This is a genomic window from Microbacterium sp. NPDC090225 (assembly GCF_044772365.1).
Lineage (GTDB): Bacteria > Actinomycetota > Actinomycetes > Actinomycetales > Microbacteriaceae > Microbacterium.
Map to the genome: position 1 here is coordinate 223997 of NZ_JBIVYS010000001.1, position 17461 is coordinate 241457.

The 17461-nt window shown below is 68.9% G+C and carries 20 protein-coding genes; 15 read left to right on the forward strand and 5 right to left on the reverse strand.

All coding sequences use genetic code 11. The features are described from left to right. Nucleotides 1–14 precede the first annotated feature (14 nt). Nucleotides 15–1436: a carboxylesterase/lipase family protein gene (locus tag ACIQTT_RS01055; protein ID WP_402784870.1), complete on the reverse strand. Its 1422-nt coding sequence runs from the start codon at nucleotides 1434–1436 to the stop codon at nucleotides 15–17. Nucleotides 1437–1538: 102 nt separating this feature from the next. On the opposite strand from ACIQTT_RS01055, the gene hrcA reads away from it, so the two are divergent. The 11 genes from hrcA to ACIQTT_RS01110 all read left to right on the forward strand — a co-directional run bounded on the left by hrcA (nucleotide 1539) and on the right by ACIQTT_RS01110 (nucleotide 10637). Continuing rightward, complete coding sequence (hrcA, locus tag ACIQTT_RS01060; RefSeq protein ID WP_402784873.1) at nucleotides 1539–2573, forward strand: heat-inducible transcriptional repressor HrcA; 1035 nt, start codon at nucleotides 1539–1541, stop codon at nucleotides 2571–2573. Nucleotides 2574–2609: 36 nt separating this feature from the next. Then, complete coding sequence (gene dnaJ / locus ACIQTT_RS01065; RefSeq protein ID WP_402784875.1) at nucleotides 2610–3725, forward strand: molecular chaperone DnaJ; 1116 nt, start codon at nucleotides 2610–2612, stop codon at nucleotides 3723–3725. 3 nt (nucleotides 3726–3728) lie between these two features. Continuing rightward, nucleotides 3729–4457 carry a 16S rRNA (uracil(1498)-N(3))-methyltransferase gene (locus ACIQTT_RS01070; RefSeq protein ID WP_402784878.1) on the forward strand — a complete coding sequence of 243 codons (729 nt, stop codon included), beginning with the start codon at nucleotides 3729–3731 and terminating at the stop codon, nucleotides 4455–4457. Between the two features lie 42 nt (nucleotides 4458–4499). Next, nucleotides 4500–4850, forward strand: a complete 351-nt coding sequence (locus tag ACIQTT_RS01075; protein WP_402784881.1) for a histidine triad nucleotide-binding protein — start codon at nucleotides 4500–4502, stop codon at nucleotides 4848–4850. Between the two features lie 91 nt (nucleotides 4851–4941). Continuing rightward, a complete protein-coding gene (locus ACIQTT_RS01080; RefSeq protein WP_402791049.1) occupies nucleotides 4942–5964 on the forward strand; it encodes a PhoH family protein in 1023 nt (340 codons plus the stop codon). Then, nucleotides 5961–6419: an rRNA maturation RNase YbeY gene (gene ybeY / locus ACIQTT_RS01085; protein ID WP_402784884.1), complete on the forward strand. Its 459-nt coding sequence runs from the start codon at nucleotides 5961–5963 to the stop codon at nucleotides 6417–6419. The genes ACIQTT_RS01080 and ybeY overlap by 4 nt, the downstream gene beginning before the upstream one ends. Next, the gene (locus ACIQTT_RS01090; protein WP_402784887.1) at nucleotides 6416–7717 is read left to right on the forward strand and encodes a hemolysin family protein; all 1302 of its coding nucleotides are present in this window, start codon (nucleotides 6416–6418) and stop codon (nucleotides 7715–7717) included. The genes ybeY and ACIQTT_RS01090 overlap by 4 nt, the downstream gene beginning before the upstream one ends. Further along, complete coding sequence (era, locus tag ACIQTT_RS01095) at nucleotides 7710–8606, forward strand: GTPase Era (protein ID WP_402784890.1); 897 nt, start codon at nucleotides 7710–7712, stop codon at nucleotides 8604–8606. Before ACIQTT_RS01090 ends, era begins: the two co-directional genes overlap by 8 nt. Before the next feature lie 54 nt (nucleotides 8607–8660). Further along, nucleotides 8661–9185 carry a sigma-70 family RNA polymerase sigma factor gene (locus ACIQTT_RS01100; protein WP_402784893.1) on the forward strand — a complete coding sequence of 175 codons (525 nt, stop codon included), beginning with the start codon at nucleotides 8661–8663 and terminating at the stop codon, nucleotides 9183–9185. Next, nucleotides 9178–10152, forward strand: coding sequence for a hypothetical protein (locus ACIQTT_RS01105; protein WP_402784896.1), 975 nt, complete (start codon nucleotides 9178–9180; stop codon nucleotides 10150–10152). Before ACIQTT_RS01100 ends, ACIQTT_RS01105 begins: the two co-directional genes overlap by 8 nt. After that, a complete protein-coding gene (locus ACIQTT_RS01110; protein ID WP_402784899.1) occupies nucleotides 10152–10637 on the forward strand; it encodes a hypothetical protein in 486 nt (161 codons plus the stop codon). Before ACIQTT_RS01105 ends, ACIQTT_RS01110 begins: the two co-directional genes overlap by 1 nt. Nucleotides 10638–10651: 14 nt before the next feature. Here the strand turns inward: ACIQTT_RS01110 and ACIQTT_RS01115 are convergent, their stop codons facing one another. Continuing rightward, the gene (locus ACIQTT_RS01115) at nucleotides 10652–11311 is read right to left on the reverse strand and encodes a hypothetical protein (protein ID WP_402784902.1); all 660 of its coding nucleotides are present in this window, start codon (nucleotides 11309–11311) and stop codon (nucleotides 10652–10654) included. A gap of 189 nt (nucleotides 11312–11500) precedes the next feature. Between ACIQTT_RS01115 and leuA the strand changes: the two genes are divergently transcribed. Beyond that, nucleotides 11501–13255, forward strand: coding sequence for a 2-isopropylmalate synthase (leuA, locus tag ACIQTT_RS01120; RefSeq protein ID WP_402784905.1), 1755 nt, complete (start codon nucleotides 11501–11503; stop codon nucleotides 13253–13255). A 101-nt stretch (nucleotides 13256–13356) separates the two neighbouring features. Here leuA and ACIQTT_RS01125 read toward each other — a convergent pair whose 3' ends face one another. Then, the gene (locus tag ACIQTT_RS01125; protein ID WP_247622234.1) at nucleotides 13357–14043 is read right to left on the reverse strand and encodes a trimeric intracellular cation channel family protein; all 687 of its coding nucleotides are present in this window, start codon (nucleotides 14041–14043) and stop codon (nucleotides 13357–13359) included. A 34-nt stretch (nucleotides 14044–14077) separates the two neighbouring features. On the opposite strand from ACIQTT_RS01125, the gene recO reads away from it, so the two are divergent. Further along, nucleotides 14078–14818, forward strand: coding sequence for a DNA repair protein RecO (gene recO / locus ACIQTT_RS01130; protein ID WP_402784908.1), 741 nt, complete (start codon nucleotides 14078–14080; stop codon nucleotides 14816–14818). Further along, complete coding sequence (locus ACIQTT_RS01135; protein ID WP_402784911.1) at nucleotides 14815–15618, forward strand: isoprenyl transferase; 804 nt, start codon at nucleotides 14815–14817, stop codon at nucleotides 15616–15618. The genes recO and ACIQTT_RS01135 overlap by 4 nt, the downstream gene beginning before the upstream one ends. Here the strand turns inward: ACIQTT_RS01135 and ACIQTT_RS01140 are convergent. Continuing rightward, nucleotides 15558–16169: an AAA family ATPase gene (locus tag ACIQTT_RS01140; RefSeq protein WP_402784914.1), complete on the reverse strand. Its 612-nt coding sequence runs from the start codon at nucleotides 16167–16169 to the stop codon at nucleotides 15558–15560. The two genes, ACIQTT_RS01135 and ACIQTT_RS01140, sit on opposite strands and share 61 nt — an antisense overlap. 98 nt (nucleotides 16170–16267) lie before the next feature. On the opposite strand from ACIQTT_RS01140, the gene ACIQTT_RS01145 reads away from it, so the two are divergent. Then, entirely contained in the window at nucleotides 16268–16966 is a 699-nt protein-coding gene (locus tag ACIQTT_RS01145; protein ID WP_402784917.1) for a DsbA family protein, read from the forward strand. On the opposite strand, the gene ACIQTT_RS01150 is transcribed toward ACIQTT_RS01145, so the two are convergent. Beyond that, complete coding sequence (locus tag ACIQTT_RS01150; RefSeq protein ID WP_402784919.1) at nucleotides 16963–17454, reverse strand: glutathione peroxidase; 492 nt, start codon at nucleotides 17452–17454, stop codon at nucleotides 16963–16965. The two genes, ACIQTT_RS01145 and ACIQTT_RS01150, sit on opposite strands and share 4 nt — an antisense overlap. Between the last annotated feature and the right edge of the window lie 7 nt (nucleotides 17455–17461).

The window sequence follows — 17461 nt, forward strand, 5'->3', positions numbered from 1 at the left end:
CGCAGCGAACCTCGTCAGCTCCGGGTCGGGAGAAGATCCATTCCAGCGGTGCGGCGCTGGGGGAGCGTGCCGCTCGTCGCGTCGAACACCCGTGCCGTGCGGTCGGCGCCGTATGCCGCCCAGCCGGGTGAACCTGTCGTGACGAACGAGATCCAGGCGGCGTGCATCTCGTCGGCGAGAGCCTGGGGTGCGTCGGCGCCCGCGAGGCGCTGCGCCTCGGCATCCGCCAGACGATCGAAGACGAATCCGAGCTCGAGAGCGTGTGCGGCACGCAGATCGCGCACCGGGCTCGGCCACGCGAACTCGTAGACGAAGGTGAGCGCGGGGCGGGCGCGCGCCGCGCGCGAGAGTGGCGCGCGCAGCATCACGTCGGTCGCCAGCTGTCCGAAGATCTCGCCGGTGGAGGCCTTCGGGAACGCCTTCCGGTACTCCGATACGGCTCGGCGCGGGATTCCCAGGGCCAGACGGGCGATGAAGAGCTTGAGCGGGCGGATCTCGGCGAGGGTCTCGGGTGTGAACCAGAGCCGGTACTCATCGGTGTTGCTGCCGATGAGCAGCGGCGTGTCGATGGTCGGCAGGACCTCGTGAGGCGAGCGCGGAAGGCTGTCCGGATCGATCGCGAATTGGAACCCCGGCGCTCCGCCCAGCGGCGACGAACCCGCGGACTGCGCGCGACGCGCCTCGAGCAGCTTCTCGGGAGGGACGGACGCGAACGACGCACGATCGGCGCGGATGCCGAGCTGCTTCGCGAGAGCCGCGGTCACCCGCCCCGCCTTCTGCGGCGGCTGCGCCTCCAACGGGCCGGACTCGATGATCGCGCGCGCGACGAGGGCGCGGGAGTCGTCGCGCGCGAGAAGGCCCGCGACGATCGCGCCTCCGGCCGATTCGCCCATGAGGGTGATGCGTGCGGGGTCGCCGCCGAACGCGCCGATCTCGCGATGCACCCACTCGAGAGCTGCGGCCGCGTCCCGGAGGCCGAGATTGCGCGGGGCGTCGTCGAGCACCGAGAAACCCTCCGAGCCGAGGCGGTAGTTGATCGACACGAAGACGATCCCCGCCGCCGCGAAGCCGGCCCCGTCGTAGAGCGGAAGCGCCGCGGTGCCGCGCTCGAGCGCTCCGCCGTGGATCCACAGCAGCACCGGGGCGCGCTCGGCATCCGTCGGCGCCCAGACGTTGGCGGTCAGGATGTCGTCACCGTCGATCCTGACCGATCCGAGCAGCTCGCCGATCGCGCCGGGATACGGCGACTGCGGGGCCGTGGGCCCGAAAACCGTGGCGGGACGCACGCCGGTCCACGGAGTCGCCGGCCGCGGTTCCCGGAACCGGTTCTCGCCGAGGGGAGGGGCGGCGTAGGGGATGCCGAGGAACCGGGACACCCCGCCCTCGCTCGATCCCTCGACGATTCCGGCGGACAGCTCGACGGTGGGGGCGGTCATGGTCGTCATCCTAGGACGCAGCCCCGACCTCCGACGAGAGGAGCCGCGGGCGGGGTAGGATTGGCACTCTGAACGTCCGAGTGCCAACGGAAGGGAAGGGTGATGGTCACAGAGCGAGGACTCCAGGTTCTCCGCGCGATCGTGCAGGACTACGTCGAGACCCACGAACCCGTCGGCAGCCGTTCCATCGTGGACCGACACTCCTTCGGAGTGTCGGCGGCCACCATCCGCAACGACATGGCGCTCCTCGAGGACGAGGAGCTCATCACCGCGCCGCACACGTCGTCGGGCCGCGTGCCCACCGACAAGGGCTATCGCGTCTTCGTCAACCACCTCGCCCAGTTGCGCCCGCTCTCGTCCGCCCAGCGGACGGCGATCGAGTCGTTCCTGGCCACGCCGAGCGATCTCGACGACCTGATGGTGCGCACCGTGCGGGTGCTGACCCAGCTGACCGGTCAGGTCGCCCTCGCGCAGTACCCGTCGTTCGCCCGTGCGCACCTCACGCACATCGAACTCGTGCCGCTGGCTCCGACCCGCATGCTCGTCGTGCTCGTCACCGACGCCGGCGGTGTCTCCCAGAGGATGGCCCCGCTGCCGATCGAGATCGACGAGGGCGACACGATCATGTTGCGCGCACGCCTCTCCGCTCTGCTCACCGGGCAGGCGGTCAGCGACGCGGCCGAGCGTCTGCAGACGCTGCTGGCGGCGCCCGAGGCCGCACCGGGCGATGCTGCGCTGCGGGCTCTCGCCACCGTGATCGTCGACGAGCTGGGCACCTTCCGTCAGGAACGTCTGGTGATGGCGGGGGCCGCGACACTCGCGCGTCGAGAGCAGGACTTCCGCGGAAGCATCCATCCGCTGCTCGAGGCGATCGAGGAGCAGGTGACGCTCCTGCGGCTCATGAGCGAGATGGTCACCGACGAGCACGGCCTCGCGGCCAGTATCGGCACCGAGAACGCCCCGTTCGGTCTGGGCGAGGCGTCGATCGTCGCGAGCAACTACGCCGCCCCCAGCGGCATGGCGCGGGTCGGCGTGATGGGCCCGACGCGCATGGACTATCCGAGCAATCTCGCGGCGGCGCGGGCCGTGGCCCGCTACCTGACGCGGATGCTCGACGAAGACGAGACGAGCCGCTGAGCGGCCGTCGACGAAGAACAACGCAGAAAGGCGATCGTGGCGGACCACTATGAGGTTCTCGGGGTGTCCCGGGACGCTTCCACCGACGAGATCAAGAAGGCGTATCGGCGCCTCGCGCGTCAGCTGCACCCGGATGTGAATCCGGGCGAGGACGCCGCAGAGAAGTTCAAGCTCGTCACGCACGCGTACGACGTGCTCAGCGACGACGACTCCCGCCGCCGCTACGACATGGGCGGGGGAGACGGCGCCGCCGGGAACTTCGGCGGCGGGTTCGGCGGCTTCGGCGACATCTTCGAGACGTTCTTCGGGGCAGGGCAGGGCGGAGGGCGTGCGCGCCCGCGCTCCCGCCGCGAGCGCGGCCAGGACGCGCTGGTGCGGGTCACCCTCGACCTCGGCGACGTCGTCTTCGGCGCCCATCGGGACATCGAGGTCGACACCGCGGTGCTGTGCGAGACGTGCCAGGGCTCCTGCTGCCAGGAGGGCACGTCGCCCGTCACGTGCGACATCTGCGGCGGGTCCGGTCACGTGCAGCGCACCGTGCGCAGCCTGCTCGGCAACGTCGTCACCTCGCAGCCCTGCGGCACGTGCGAGGGCTACGGCACGACCATCCCATACCCGTGCGGTACCTGCGGTGGTCAGGGGCGCGTGCGCTCCCGTCGCACCGTCTCGCTCGACATCCCCGCCGGTGTCGAGACCGGTCTGCGCCTGCAGCTGCCGGGCTCCGGTGAGGTCGGCAAGGCCGGCGGCCCGAACGGCGACCTGTACGTCGAGGTCACGGTCAACCCGCACGCGGCGTTCAGCCGTGACGGCGACGATCTGCTCGCGACGCTCGAGGTGTCGATGACCGATGCGATCCTCGGCACCGAGACCTCGATCCAGGGTCTCGACGGTGCGGTGGACCTCGAGGTGCGTGCGGGCGTGCAGTCCGGCGACGTGCTCACGATCAAGGGACGCGGCATCACACCGCTGCGCGGTTCGCAGCGGGGCGACCTGCGCGTGGGCGTGCAGGTGCTCACCCCGACCAAGCTCGACTCCGCGCAGCGGGCGCTCATCGAGGACTTCGCGAAGAAGGCGAAGGCTCCGGGCCCGCAGCTCGCGCAGTTCCAGCAGGGTCTCTTCTCCAAGCTCCGCGACCGTTTCCGCGCGCACTGAGTCATGGCGCTGCACTTCCTCGTCGACACATCATCGGATGCCGAAGCCGGCGACCTCGTGTCGCTGACCGGCGCCGAGGCGAAGCATGCCGCGGTCGTCCGCCGCCTCCGGATGGGGGAGCAGGTCACGATCGGTGACGGCCGGGGCGTCTGGCTCCAGGGCGTCGCGGAGGAGGTCGCTCCCACGCGCGTGGACGTGCGGATCTCCGATCGTGCCGTGCATCCGTCTCCGACCCCGCGCATCGTCCTCGCCCAGGCGCTGGCGAAGGGCGACCGCGACGAGCTCGCCGTCCAGGCCGCGTGCGAGCTGGGCGTCGATGAGGTCGTGCCCTGGCAGGCGAGCCGGAGCGTCTCCCGCTGGGAGGGGCCGAAGGCCGTGAAGGGCCGTGAGCGGTGGGCGACGATCGTTCGCGAGGCGGCCAAGCAGGCTCACCGGCCGTGGGTCCCGGACGTCTCGGCTCCCGCCAGCACGGCAGAGCTGGTGGAGCGTGCGAGCGCCGAGCGCGTGCTGATCCTCGACCCGTCGGCGACGACCCGGCTGTCGGAGATCATCGCGGACGACCGCGACATCGTGCTGGTCGTCGGGCCCGAGGGCGGCGTGTCGGACGACGAGCTCGCGCGGCTGACCGCCGCCGGAGCCGAGCGGGTGCTCCTGGGCGACACGGTGCTGCGCACCTCCACGGCGGGTCCCGCGGCGATCGCGGTGCTCTCCGTCGCCCTCCGTCGCTGGTGAGCGCGCCGCCGCGCCGTCGGACCCCGCCGCTAGACTGGGAACATGAGCGACCCCTCGATCTTCACGCGCATCCTGAATGGTGAGATCCCCGCAGAGGTCGTCGGTGAGACCGAGCGCGTGTTCGCCATCCGTGACATCGCGCCTCAGGCGCCGGTCCACCTCCTGGTGATCCCGAAGACCGCGGAGTACCGCGACGTCGCCGAGGTCGCGGCGGGCGACCCGACGCTGCTCGCCGAGATGGTCTCCTTCGCGAAGGAGCTCGCCGCGCAGCACACCGACGACGGCGATTACCGCCTCGTCTTCAACTCCGGCGCGAACGCCGGACAGACCGTGTTCCACGTCCACGCCCACGTGCTGGGCGGGGGACTGACCGAGAAGAGTGTCGGTGCCTGACAACCACGATCAGAGCCCAGAGATCCCGGAACGCCGCAGCGGAGCATCCGTTCCGGACTCCGTCGAGAAGATCTACGCCGACGGCGTCGCGATGGTGCAATTGCTCGGTCCGCAGGACCGGCTCCTGCGGATGCTCGAGAAGGAGCACCACGATGTGCAGGTGCTCGTGCGCGGCAACGAGATCACGCTGAGCGGTTCGACGTCGGCGGTCGCCGCGGCGAAGACGCTCGTCGAGGAGCTTCTCCAGATGACCCGGGGCGGCGCCGATCTCGCGCCGAGTGACGTCAGCAGTTCCGCCCGGATGCTGCGTGACGGGGGTCCGCGTCCGAGCGAGGTGCTCGGCGAGGCGATCCTGTCGACCCGCGGCAAGGTCATCCGCCCGAAGACCCTCGGCCAGAAGGAGTACGTCGACGCGATCGAGGAGAACACGATCGTCTTCGGCATCGGTCCCGCGGGAACGGGCAAGACCTACCTGGCGATGGCCAAAGCGGTGCAGGCCCTGCAGCGCAAGGAGGTCACGCGGATCATCCTGACCCGCCCCGCCGTCGAGGCGGGCGAGCGCCTGGGCTTCCTGCCCGGAACCCTGACCGACAAGATCGACCCGTACCTGCGACCGCTCTACGACGCGCTCAACGAGATGATGGACCCCGAGATCGTGCCGCGCCTCATGGCGACGGGAACGATCGAGGTCGCCCCTCTCGCCTACATGCGCGGTCGCACGCTCAACGACTCGTTCGTTGTGCTCGACGAGGCGCAGAACACCACCCCCGAGCAGATGAAGATGTTCCTGACCCGTCTCGGCTTCGGCACGAAGATGGTCGTCACCGGCGATATCACCCAGGTCGACCTCCCGCAGGGTTCGTCCGGTCTGCGCATGGTGACGCGCGTGCTCGGCGACATCGACGACATCCATTTCTCCCGACTGACCAGCGACGACGTGGTGCGCCACTCGCTCGTCGGTCGCATCGTCGACGCCTACAGCGAGTACGACGAGAAGCGCACGGCGCAGCGGTTCGAGCGCGAGCAGGCCGCCGAGTTCGCGAACCGCGCCGATCGTCGGGGAGCGCAACGACCCGGTCCCCGTGACCGCATGCCGAAACGAGGACTCTCATGATCGAGATCAACAACGAGTCGGCGATCGACGTCGACGAGACCGTGCTCCAGCGGTTGACCGACCACAATCTCGCCCAGCTGCACGTGAGCGCAGACGCCGAGGTCGCCATCGTCCTCGTCGACGAGGGCGCCATGGAGGCACTGCACGTGCAGTGGATGGACGAGCCCGGCCCCACCGACGTGCTCAGCTTCCCGATGGACGAACTGCGTCCCGGCACCGAGGATCGCCCGACCGCTCCCGGTCTGCTCGGAGACATCGTGCTCTGCCCGCAGGTCGCCGAGACGCAGGCGCAGGCCGCCGGCCACACCCTGATGGACGAGCTCATCCTGCTCACCACTCACGGTCTGCTCCACCTGCTCGGCTTCGACCACGCCGAGCCCGACGAGGAGCGTGAGATGTTCGGCCTGCAGAAGGAGCTCATCCAGAGCTTCGCCGCGGCCGAGCGTCGGCGATGACGCTCGTCGCCGTCTCCCTCCTCGCCGCCGCCGTCCTCCTCGTCGCCTTCGGCGGTCTGATGTCGGCGATCGACGCCGCATTCAGCGTGCGATCGCGCGCCGACCTCGAGGAGATGGGAACCGAGGGGCGCAATGCCGCTCAGCTCGCGCGGATCGCCGCCGACCCCGACGCGCACGTCAACTCCGTCGCCTTCATCCGCGTGCTCGCCGAGGTCACGGCGGCCGTGCTCGTCACGGTCGCGTTCACCTCGCTGTTCGACAACATCTGGTGGGCGATGCTCGCCGCCGCCGTGCTCATGACCGGCATCACCTTCGTGCTGGTCGGTGCGAGCCCGCGCACGGTCGGACGCCACCGCGCCGATGGCCTGCTGCGGGCGAACGCCCCGATCGTGCGTGGCCTGCGCATGATCCTGGGCCCGATCGCCCAGGGGCTCGTCCTCCTCGGCAACCGCGTGACCCCGGGAACCGGACGCAGTTCCTTCTCGTCCGAGGAGCAGCTGCTGAGCATGGTCGACGAGGCCGCGTCGAACGACCTCATCGAGGCCGACGACCGCGACCTCATCCACTCGGTCTTCGATTTCACCGACCAGTTCGTGCGGGCGGTCATGGTGCCGCGTACCGAGATGGTCACGGTCGACGCCACGGCGTCGACCAGCGAGGCGATGGAACTCTTCCTCAATCGCGGGGTGTCGCGCATGCCCGTGGTGGACGACGAGGCGGACGACGTCGTGGGCGTGCTCTACCTCAAGGATCTCGTGCAGTTCGCCTATCGCGACGAGGGAGCCTGGCGCGGAGCATCCATCCGCCCCATCTCGCGCCCGGCGACATTCGTCCCCGAGTCGATGCGCGCCGAGACGCTCCTGCAGCAGATGAAGCGCGATGCGGTGCACGTGTGCCTGGTGATCGACGAGCACGGAGGGATCTCGGGGCTCGTGACGCTCGAGGACCTCATCGAGGAGCTCGTCGGCGAGATCGCGGACGAGTACGATCGGGTATCCGCCGACTTCTTCGATCTGGGTGACGGGCGCTACCGCGTGAGCTCCCGGCTCTCGCTCGAGGACGTGGGCGATCTGTTCGGGCTCGAGCTGGAGGACGAGGACGTCGACTCGATCGGCGGTCTCCTCGGCAAGGCGCTCGGTCAGGTGCCGCAGCCCGGTGCGACGGCCGTCGTCGACGGGCTGGTGCTCACGGGCGGCGCGTCGCGGGGACGCGGCAGAGGGATCGCCACGGTGTTCGTGGAGAGAGCAGCGCGTGGCGAGGAAGCTGCGGACGACGAAGGAGAACGACACGATGACTGAGCAGAACCGAAGCGGGTTCGTGACCTTCGTCGGCCGACCGAACGTCGGGAAGTCGACTCTCACCAACGCCCTGGTCGGCGAGAAGATCGCGATCACCAGCGAGAAGCCGCAGACCACCCGGCGCGCGATCCGCGGCATCCTCAACCGCCCCGACGGCCAGCTCGTGATCGTCGACACCCCGGGCATCCACAAGCCCCGGACGCTCCTCGGAGAGCGTCTGAACGATCTCGTCGAGCAGGTGCTCGGCGACGTCGATGTGATCGGCTTCTGCGTTCCGGCCACCGAGAAGATCGGCCCGGGCGATCGACGGATCGCCGCTTCGCTCGACGGATACCCGCGGGCGAAGAAGGTCGCGATCGTGACCAAGACGGATGCCGCGGGTCGCGACGAGATCACCGAGCGACTTCTCGAGGTCGATGCGCTGCGCGAGGATTGGGCCGCCGTGGTTCCGTTGTCCGCCCTGACACGCGACCAGCTCGATGTGCTCTCGGATCAGATCCTCGCGCTCATGCCTACGGGGCCGGCTCTGTACCCTGAGGGCATCACGACCGACGAGTCGCAGGACGACCGGATCGCCGAGTACATCCGCGAGGCGGCTCTCGAGGGCGTCCGCGACGAACTGCCGCACTCGATCGCCGTGGTCGTCGACGAGGTGGCCGCGCGCGAGGGCAGCGACCTCACCGATGTGCACGCCTCGATCATCGTCGAACGCGACAGCCAGAAGGCGATCATCATCGGGCACAAGGGTAAGCGTCTGCGTGACGTCGGTGCACGTGCACGCGCGCAGGTCGAGGAGCTCCTCGGCACCCGCGTCTTCCTCGCCCTCCACGTGAAGGTCGCGAAGGAATGGCAGCGCGACCCGAAGCAGCTGGGCCGGCTCGGGTTCTGACATGACTTCCCGAGGGACTCAGTCGGCATACGCGGCACCGCCACCTCCGAGCGCATGATCCCCCGCAGCGACGACCCGAAATCGCTGCGGGACGAGGTCTTCTCCACCGTCTTCAACGCCCACTGGTCGGCGATCCGTCATCACATCGAGGGCGTCGTCGTCGACGACGGTGAGGTCACCCAGATCGTCTCCGAAGTGTTCGTGACGGCGTGGGCGCGCCTGAACCCGCGCAAGCCGATGGGGCGCGTCTGGCTGCTGCGCGCTGCCGATCGCGCGTTGCGGGCGCGCTCGCACGGGGCGAGCACCCGGTCGAGCGCGGCGGCGGCGGTGCACCAGGGCGTGCGTGGCCCGCGCGACGATGTGGATGCGGCCGAGCAGGCAGCCGTTCTGCGTGCTCTGTCTGTACTCCCGGCCAGGGAGAGGCGTATCATCGTCCTCACGTACTGGGATGGGTTGTCGGTGGGGGAGATCGCCGAACTCGCACGGATCTCCGTGGCCCGGGTGCGCAAGACGTTGCTCCGCGCACAGGCACACGTGCGCGAAGCGTTGAGATCGGAGGGGGTGATCGTCGATGACTGAAAGTGCCCTGCTCGAGCGCGTGCTCACCGACGCCGACCCGGCGCGTACACCGAGGGAATCCGCACCGGACCTGCGGGCGATCGCGGTGCGTGATCGGATTCTGCGCGATGCGCGGGCACCGCGCCAGCGCCGTGCGGCCGTGGCCGGATGGGCCTCGGGTCTCACCGTCGCTGCGGCATCCGCCGTCGTCGCGGTCGCCGTCCTGGTTCCGCAGAATGCGGCCGTCGCCGGCACGCCCCTCCCTCTCGAGTTCGATGCCGGCGGAACCGCCGCTCAGATCCTCGACGACGCGCAGGCCGCGCTCGCGACCAGCGCGGGGCCCGCCGACGCCGAACGAGCCGTGCACTCCGCATCGTGGTCGTTCGCGGTCGACATGGGCACCCGGGAGACCGAGGTCGTGCCGCAGCTCATGACGACGACCTGGAATCCCGATCTCTCCGGACGCACGGTCTCGATCGAGGGCGTGCCCTACGACCCGGCGGATGCCGCGGCGAACGTCGGCTCCGAGATCTCGAGCAGCGGTGAGGTCGCGTGGGAGCTCGACATGGCGCCGGGCGAGTTCGCCGCTCCTGTCGTCGACATGCCCGCCGCGACCCCGGAGAACATGCGGGCGGTGCTCGACGCCTACTGGCTGCCGAGCGACCCGACGGGCTTCGATGTCGTCGCAGCGATCACGTCGGCGAAGGGGCAGTGGACGTTCACGAACGCTCAGGAGTCCGAGATGCTCGGCATCCTGGAGCAGGTCCCCGGGGTCGAAGCGCTGGGTACCGCCACCGATCGGCTGGAGCGACCCGTGACGGCCCTCCGGGTTCCCTCACCGGACGGGACCTCGAGCGACGTCGTCCTGCTCTCCGCAGACACTGGTCGCATCGTCGGTGTCGAGCGCACGAATCTCCTCGAGAACGAGGCGTTCGCCGCGGGCGCCATCATCTCCTACCAACTCTGGGACATCGAAGGGATTCTGTGATGAGGTCTCCGCGTGCCGTGCTCACGGCTCTGATCGTCGCCGGTCTGCTCGTCGTATCGGCCCCCGCTGCGGCCTCCGCCGCGACCGGCGAGGACGAGGTCGATCCGACGATCGCGCAGATGCTCGACGAGATTCCCGGTGGCGTGCTGATCGACGCGCATCGCGCCGTCTGGCCGGCACTCGACATGGAGGTCACGGTTCCGAGCGTGCTCGGAGGATTCGCCGCGCGTGCCGCCGTCGGAAGCTGCGCGAACGGACGGATCTGCGCCTACAGCAATGGGTCGCTCTCGGGGACGACCGTGACGTGGGGAACGTGCGGAACACTCACGGTGCCGACCGGATTCGTACCGCGCTCGTTCGCCAACGCCCGGAGCTCCGGCTACGCCCAGGCGCGCAACAGCGCGGGCGGTGTCCTCGCCACGGCGAACGCCGGTGCATGGGCCAACGTGGGCGGCACGGCGAAGACGGTTCGCTGCGTTCTCTGACCTGGTCGTACGGCCTAGGAGGCGTCGAACTCGCTCAATGCGGGGAGGACGATGACCGTGTCCTCGCCGTACTCGGCGTCGACGGCCCGCTGGAGTTGCCCGTCGTCCCAGACGACCTGCACCCAGACGTAGCCGCGCTCGGTCCAGAGAGCCAGCCCGTCGGTACCGAGGCGTGAGCTCAGATCATCCTGGATCTCCGTCAGCTCGGCGGCGCTCGTTTCCCCCTCGACACCTCCGGTCGGATCGACGGGCCGCACCGGGTCGTACAGCGCCAGCAGCACGGGCGGGTCGGTGACCGTGATGCTCTCACCGTCGTACCGTCCGGTCACGGCGTACGCGCCCCAGGTGGTGGTTCCGCTCGTCTCGCTCCCGTCGATGCCGTCCCAGCTCCACCCGATGAGCGGTACGCCGGAGCACTGGGGCGGATAAGACTCGGCCACGCCGCCGAGGCACAGCTGCACGTCACCGTCGACATCGAGCACCGTGCCGGATCCGTGCACGCGTCCCGTCGGAGGATCGGCGATGATCCCCGAGATGTCCTGCACCTGAGGGTCGGCGCTGCTCGTCGGCGCCCCGCTCGCGCCGGTACCCGTGGCGCACGCGGACAGGGTCGACGCGAGCGCCGTCGCGACGGCGGCGGACCAGAGGAGACGGCGACGCAGTGGAGTGCTCATACCCACCAGTGTCGTGGAGACGGTGATCGTCTCACGTGCACGGTGGATGAGGCATCCTGCTAGCATGACCACATGCCTTTCGGCGGTCTGCTTCTTCTTAGCTGCCGCGACGAGTCCTAAGAGCTAGGGCCTTCCTCGTCGCGGCGCTTGTGTTGGCCCGTACATTCTGACGAAGAGAAGAAGCCCACCATGCAGAACACGCAGCGCCCCTCCGGGATGCCGATCCACAAGTACCGGCCGTTCCACGAGCAGATCAGCGTCGACCTCCCGGACCGCACCTGGCCCGATGCCCGCATCACGACCGCACCGCGATGGTGCGCCGTCGACCTCCGTGACGGCAACCAGGCCCTCATCGACCCGATGTCGCCCGAGCGCAAGCGGGTGATGTTCGAGCTCCTCGTGAGCATGGGGTACAAGGAGATCGAGGTCGGCTTCCCGTCGGCCAGCCAGACGGACTTCGACTTCGTCCGCCAGCTGATCGAAGAGAACCTGATCCCCGATGACGTCACGATCCAGGTGCTGACCCAGGCGCGCGAGCACCTGATCCAGCGCACCTACGAGTCGATCGCGGGTGCCAAGCAGGCCATCGTGCACCTCTACAACTCGACGAGCGTGCTGCAGCGCGAGGTCGTGTTCCGCACCGACAAGCAGGGGATCATCGACATCGCCCTCGAAGGTGCGCGACTGTGCCGCCAGTTCGAGAAGACCATCCCCGAGACGCAGGTCTTCTACGAGTACTCGCCCGAGAGCTACACGGGCACCGAGCTGGAGTTCGCCGTCGACATCTGCAACCAGGTGATCGAGGTCTTCGAGCCGACGCCCGACCGCAAGGTCATCATCAACCTGCCGGCCACGGTCGAGATGGCATCGCCGAACGTCTACGCCGACTCCATCGAGTGGATGAGCCGTCACCTCGCGCACCGCGAGAACGTCATCCTGTCGCTGCACCCGCACAACGACCGCGGCACGGCGATCGCGGCCGCCGAGCTCGGCTACATGGCCGGCGCGGATCGCATCGAAGGATGCCTGTTCGGAAACGGGGAGCGCACCGGAAACGTCGACATCGTCGCGCTGGGGATCAACCTGTTCACGCAGGGCATCGATCCGCAGATCGACTTCAGCGACATCGACCAGGTCAAGCGCACGGTCGAGTACTGCAACCAGCTGCCGGTGCCGGAGCGCAGCCCCTGGGCGGGAGACCTGGTCTTCACCGCGTTCAGCGGCTCGCACCAGGATGCGATCAAGAAGGGCTTCGAGGCGATGGCCGTGCGGGCCGACGCCGAGGGCGTCACGGTCGACGACATCGAGTGGGCGGTGCCGTATCTGCCGGTCGACCCGAAGGACCTCGGTCGCTCGTACGAGGCCGTGATCCGAGTCAACTCGCAGTCCGGCAAGGGCGGCGTGGCCTATCTGCTGAAGGCCGACCACGCGATCGACCTGCCGCGCAAGCTGCAGATCGAGTTCTCGGGCGTCGTGCAGACGAAGACGGATGCCGAGGGCGGCGAGGTCACGAGCGACCAGATCTGGTCGATCTTCAACGACGAGTACCTGCCGGCGACGGATACCGAAGCGAAGTGGGGCAGATTCGAGCTGCTGTCGACGCAGACCCGCAGCGACATGTCGGGCGACGTGGTGCTCGACGTCACCCTCCGGGATGACGACCAGCAGGTGGCTGTCGCAGGGAACGGCAACGGACCGATCGCCGCCTTCATCGAGGTGCTGCGCGCGCAGGGCTTCGACATCACGCTGTACGACTACGTCGAGCACGCTCTCAGCGCCGGCGGCGACGCGCAGGCCGCGGCCTACGTCGAGCTGCAGATCGGTGATCAGCGCCTGTGGGGCGTCGGTATCGACGGCGACATCTCGACCGCCTCGCTCAAGGCGATCGTGTCGGGTGTCAACCGCTCGATCCGCGCACGACAGACGGAGCTCGCCGCCGTCTGAGCGGCAGCTGGGTCGCTGCGACCCCTTCCTCTCGTCGCTCCGCTCCTCGCTCAGGGACCGGTTTCAGGTCGGTTCCTGAGCGAGGAGCGAGACGAAGGGTCTCAGGGCTTGACGATCGGGATCGCCCCGGTCTCGGCGGCGACCTTGCGGCGGTAGAGGCGCCGTTGCTCGGGCAACGAGACATCGAAGCTCACCGCGAGCACGCGGATCACCGCGGTGACGGCGATGCCGATGACCGCCGCGAGGGGGATCGACATTCCGAGGGCGTGCGCGATGACGATGAACGCGCATCCGCCACCGGCGGCCACGGCGTACAGCGAGCCGACGTGCATGATCGCGGTCGGCAGGCCCATCAGCATGTCGCGCAGCACACTGCCGCCGACCGCTGCGCAGACGCCGATGAAGACGGCGGGAACCTCGGGGATGCCGAGGGCGAGTGCCTTGCTCGTACCGAAGGCGCCGAACATGCCGATGACTATCGCGTCGAGCCCGACGATCACCTTGTTCAGGCGTGTGAAGAGCCCGGCGAGCAGCATTCCGAAGAGCGCGGCGCCCGTCGCCGTCACGAGATACCACTGGTTCTGCAGCGTCGCGGGGGTCTGCCCGAGCAGGATGTCGCGGATGAGACCGCCGCCCATGCCGATCATGATCCCGATGATCGCGACGCCGAGCCAGTCCAGGCGTCGTTGCCCCTGGAAACCGGAGGCGAAGAGGGCTCCCTGGACGCCGCCGAGCCCCACGCCCAGCAGATCCGCCCAGAACGGGATGATGAAGAGCGGTTCGGTCACCCGTCCATTGTCTCGCACGGAGGATAATCGAGGGATGCCCACCTATCGAGACGAAGCGGTGATCCTGCGCACCCACAAGCTGGGGGAGGCGGATCGCATCGTCACGATGCTCTCGCGGCAGCACGGCAAGATCCGGGCGGTCGCGAAGGGCGTGCGGCGCACGTCGTCGAAGTTCGGCTCGCGACTCGAGCCGTTCATGGTCGCCGACGTGCAGCTCTACCAGGGTCGCTCGCTCGACATCGTGCAGCAGGCGGAGTCGCTCGGATCCTACGGCGCCGATATCGTCGCACACTACGAGCGTTTCACCGCAGCCAGCGCGATGGTCGAGACGGCCGATCGGTTGAGCGATGCCGAGGCGACGCCCGATCAGTATCTGCTGCTCGTCGGAGGTCTGCGGGCACTGTCCCGCGGCGAGCACGCCCCCCGCAGCATCCTCGATTCCTACCTGCTGCGCGTCATGGCGCTGTCGGGGTGGGCGCCCTCGTTCAGCGAGTGCGCCCGATGCGGGACCCCCGGCCCGCACTCGACGTTCGTCGTGCAGCTGGGCGGTCTGGTGTGCACGTCGTGCGCGCCGGCGGGCAGCCCTCGCATCGGCGAGAAGGCGCTGGGTCTGCTGCGCTCGTTGATGGCGGGGGAGTGGGATGCCGTCGACGCGGCGTCCGCCGCCGACACCGCCACCGCGTCCGGCCTCATCAGCGCCTACGCCCAATGGCACCTCGAGCGCGGCATCCGCTCGCTCGCGCACGTATCCGACATCCCCGGAGGAGCACGGTGACCCCGAAGCCCTATACGCACAAGGACGCCGTCGCGTACCGCCCCCTCGACTGGACGGGTGTTCACCCGCCGGAGTTCCGCGCGGTGCCCGAGCACGTGGCGATCGTCATGGACGGCAACGGGCGCTGGGCGAACCGTCGGGGGCTGAGCCGCGTCGAGGGCCACAAGGCCGGCGAGGAGGTGCTGCTCGACGTCGTCGCCGGGGCGATCCAGGCGGGCGTCAAGCACCTCTCGGTCTACGCGTTCTCGACCGAGAACTGGGCGCGCTCGCCCGAGGAGGTGCGCTTCCTCATGGGATACAATCGCGACGTGCTGCACCGGCGTCGGGATCAGCTCAACGAGTGGGGTGTGCGAGTGCGCTGGGCGGGGCGCAAGCCGCGACTGTGGGGCAGCGTCATCAAGGAGCTGCAGTACGCCGAGCAACTGACGCGCGGCAACGACGTCCTGACGCTCACGATGTGCGTCAACTACGGCGGACGCGTCGAACTCGTCGACGCGATGCGCTCGATAGCGGCGGAGGTCGCTGCCGGTCGGGTGAAGCCGAACGCGATCACCGAGAAGATGATCCGCCGAAACCTCTACGTGCCGGACATGCCGGATGTCGATCTGTTCCTGCGCAGCTCCGGTGAGCAGCGCACGTCGAACTTCCTGCTCTGGGAGTCGGCCTATGCAGAGATGGTCTTCCTCGACACGCTGTGGCCGGACTTCTCCCGCGAGGAGCTCTGGCGGGCGATCGGGATCTACCTGTCCCGCGACCGACGCTTCGGCGGCGCGATCGACGCGCCCGACGCCTCGGCCTGAGCGCGCAACCACCGCTCGGTCTCGCGCGGATTCTGCAGACGCACGATCACGAGGTGCGGGAACTCAGCCGCGGCCACGGGCATCCGTTCCGTCCATTTGCCGAGCGTCGCGGTCTGCCAGGCGAGGATGCTCTCCTCGGGCGAACCGCGGAACATGCGCCAGATAGGTCTCTCTACGTTGCCGTTCCACATCTTCGTGCGCAGGATGCTGCGACCGATCGTGCGGCGCAGCAGCCGCGATCGCACGACGCGGTAGGGGTAGTCGAGCCAGAGCACGAGTTGCGCGCGGGGGGCGAGGATCCGATCGGTGCCCTTGCTCGTGTACTGCCACTCGGTGACCCACCGGTCCTCGCCGGCGAAGGCCCGGACGTCGTCGAGGAACTCCGGCCGCGGGGTCCAGTCCGGGCCGTGGAACAGTCCGTCGATCTCGACGTGGCGCAGCCCCCAGAGTCGGGCGATACGGCCGGCAAGGGTCGTCTTGCCCGAACCCGTGACCCCCGCCACCAGCACGCGCTGCGGCGTCGAGGGGAGCGGATCGTCGGCGGACAGCATCCGTCGATCCTAGCGACGCCGGACCCTTCGTCTCGCTCACGCTCGCTCAGGAACCGGGTGGAGGAATACGAAGGACTTCCATGGGGTTGGATGAGGGTGTGAGCGAACCCATCTCCATCGACATCTGGTCCGACATCGCCTGCCCGTGGTGCTACATCGGCAAGCGCAATCTCGAGAAGGGGCTCGAATCCGTCGCCGGTGATGACGACGCCCCGCAGGTGAACGTCACCTTCCACTCGTTCGAACTCTCGCCCGACACCCCCGTCGACTTCGACGGCGACGAGATCGACTTCCTCGCCGGTCACAAGGGCATGCCGCGCGACCAGGTCGAGCAGATGCTCGCCAACGTCACCGGTGTCGCCGAGCAGGCGGGCCTCCAGTACCGGTTCGACCTGCTGCAGCATACGAACACGGTCAAGGCGCACGAGCTGCTGCACTTCGCCAAGGCGCAGGGCCTCCAGCACGAGCTGGAGGAGCGCCTGATGTCGGCCTACTTCACCGAGGGCAAGCACGTCGGTCGCATCGACGACCTCGTCGCGCTCGCGGTCGAGGTCGGACTAGATGCCGACGCCGCGCGCGAGGCGCTCGAGACCGAGCGTTACCTTCCCGCCGTCCGCCAGGACCAGGCGCAGGCACGCGCCTACGGCATCCAGGGGGTGCCGTTCTTCGTGATCGACGGGCAGTACGGCATCAGCGGTGCCCAGCCGCCGGCCGCTTTCGAGAACGTGCTGCGCGACCTGTGGTCCAAGCGCGGCGACTCCGAACTCGAAGGCGATGCCGAGGCCGCCGCGGTCTAGCGCGTCAGCGCCGACTCGATCGCACCGACGATCGCGGGGTCGTCCGGCTTCTGCTTCGGCCGGAACCGGAGGACCTCGCCGTCGGGCAGCACCAGGAACTTCTCGAAGTTCCACTCCACGCGTCCGGCCTTGCCGTTCGCATCGGGCGTCTCCTTGAGGGCCTTGAAGAGTTCGGCGGCGTTCCGGCCGTTGACCTTCACCTTGTCGTTCACCGGGAAGGTGACGCCGTAGGTGGTCGAGCAGAACTCCGTGATCTGCTCCACGGAGCCGGGCTCCTGCAGGAACTGGTTGCTGGGGAAGCCCACCACGCTGAAGCCGCGGTCGCCGTACAGGCGCTGCAGCTCCTCGAGCTGCTCGTACTGCGGGGTGAGTCCGCACTTCGACGCGACGTTCACCACCAGCAGCACATCGGCGCCGAGGTCATCGAGAGTCTTCTCGTTGCCCTGCGCATCGGTGAAGGGGATCGAACGGAGCGCGGAATCGGTCATACTCCAC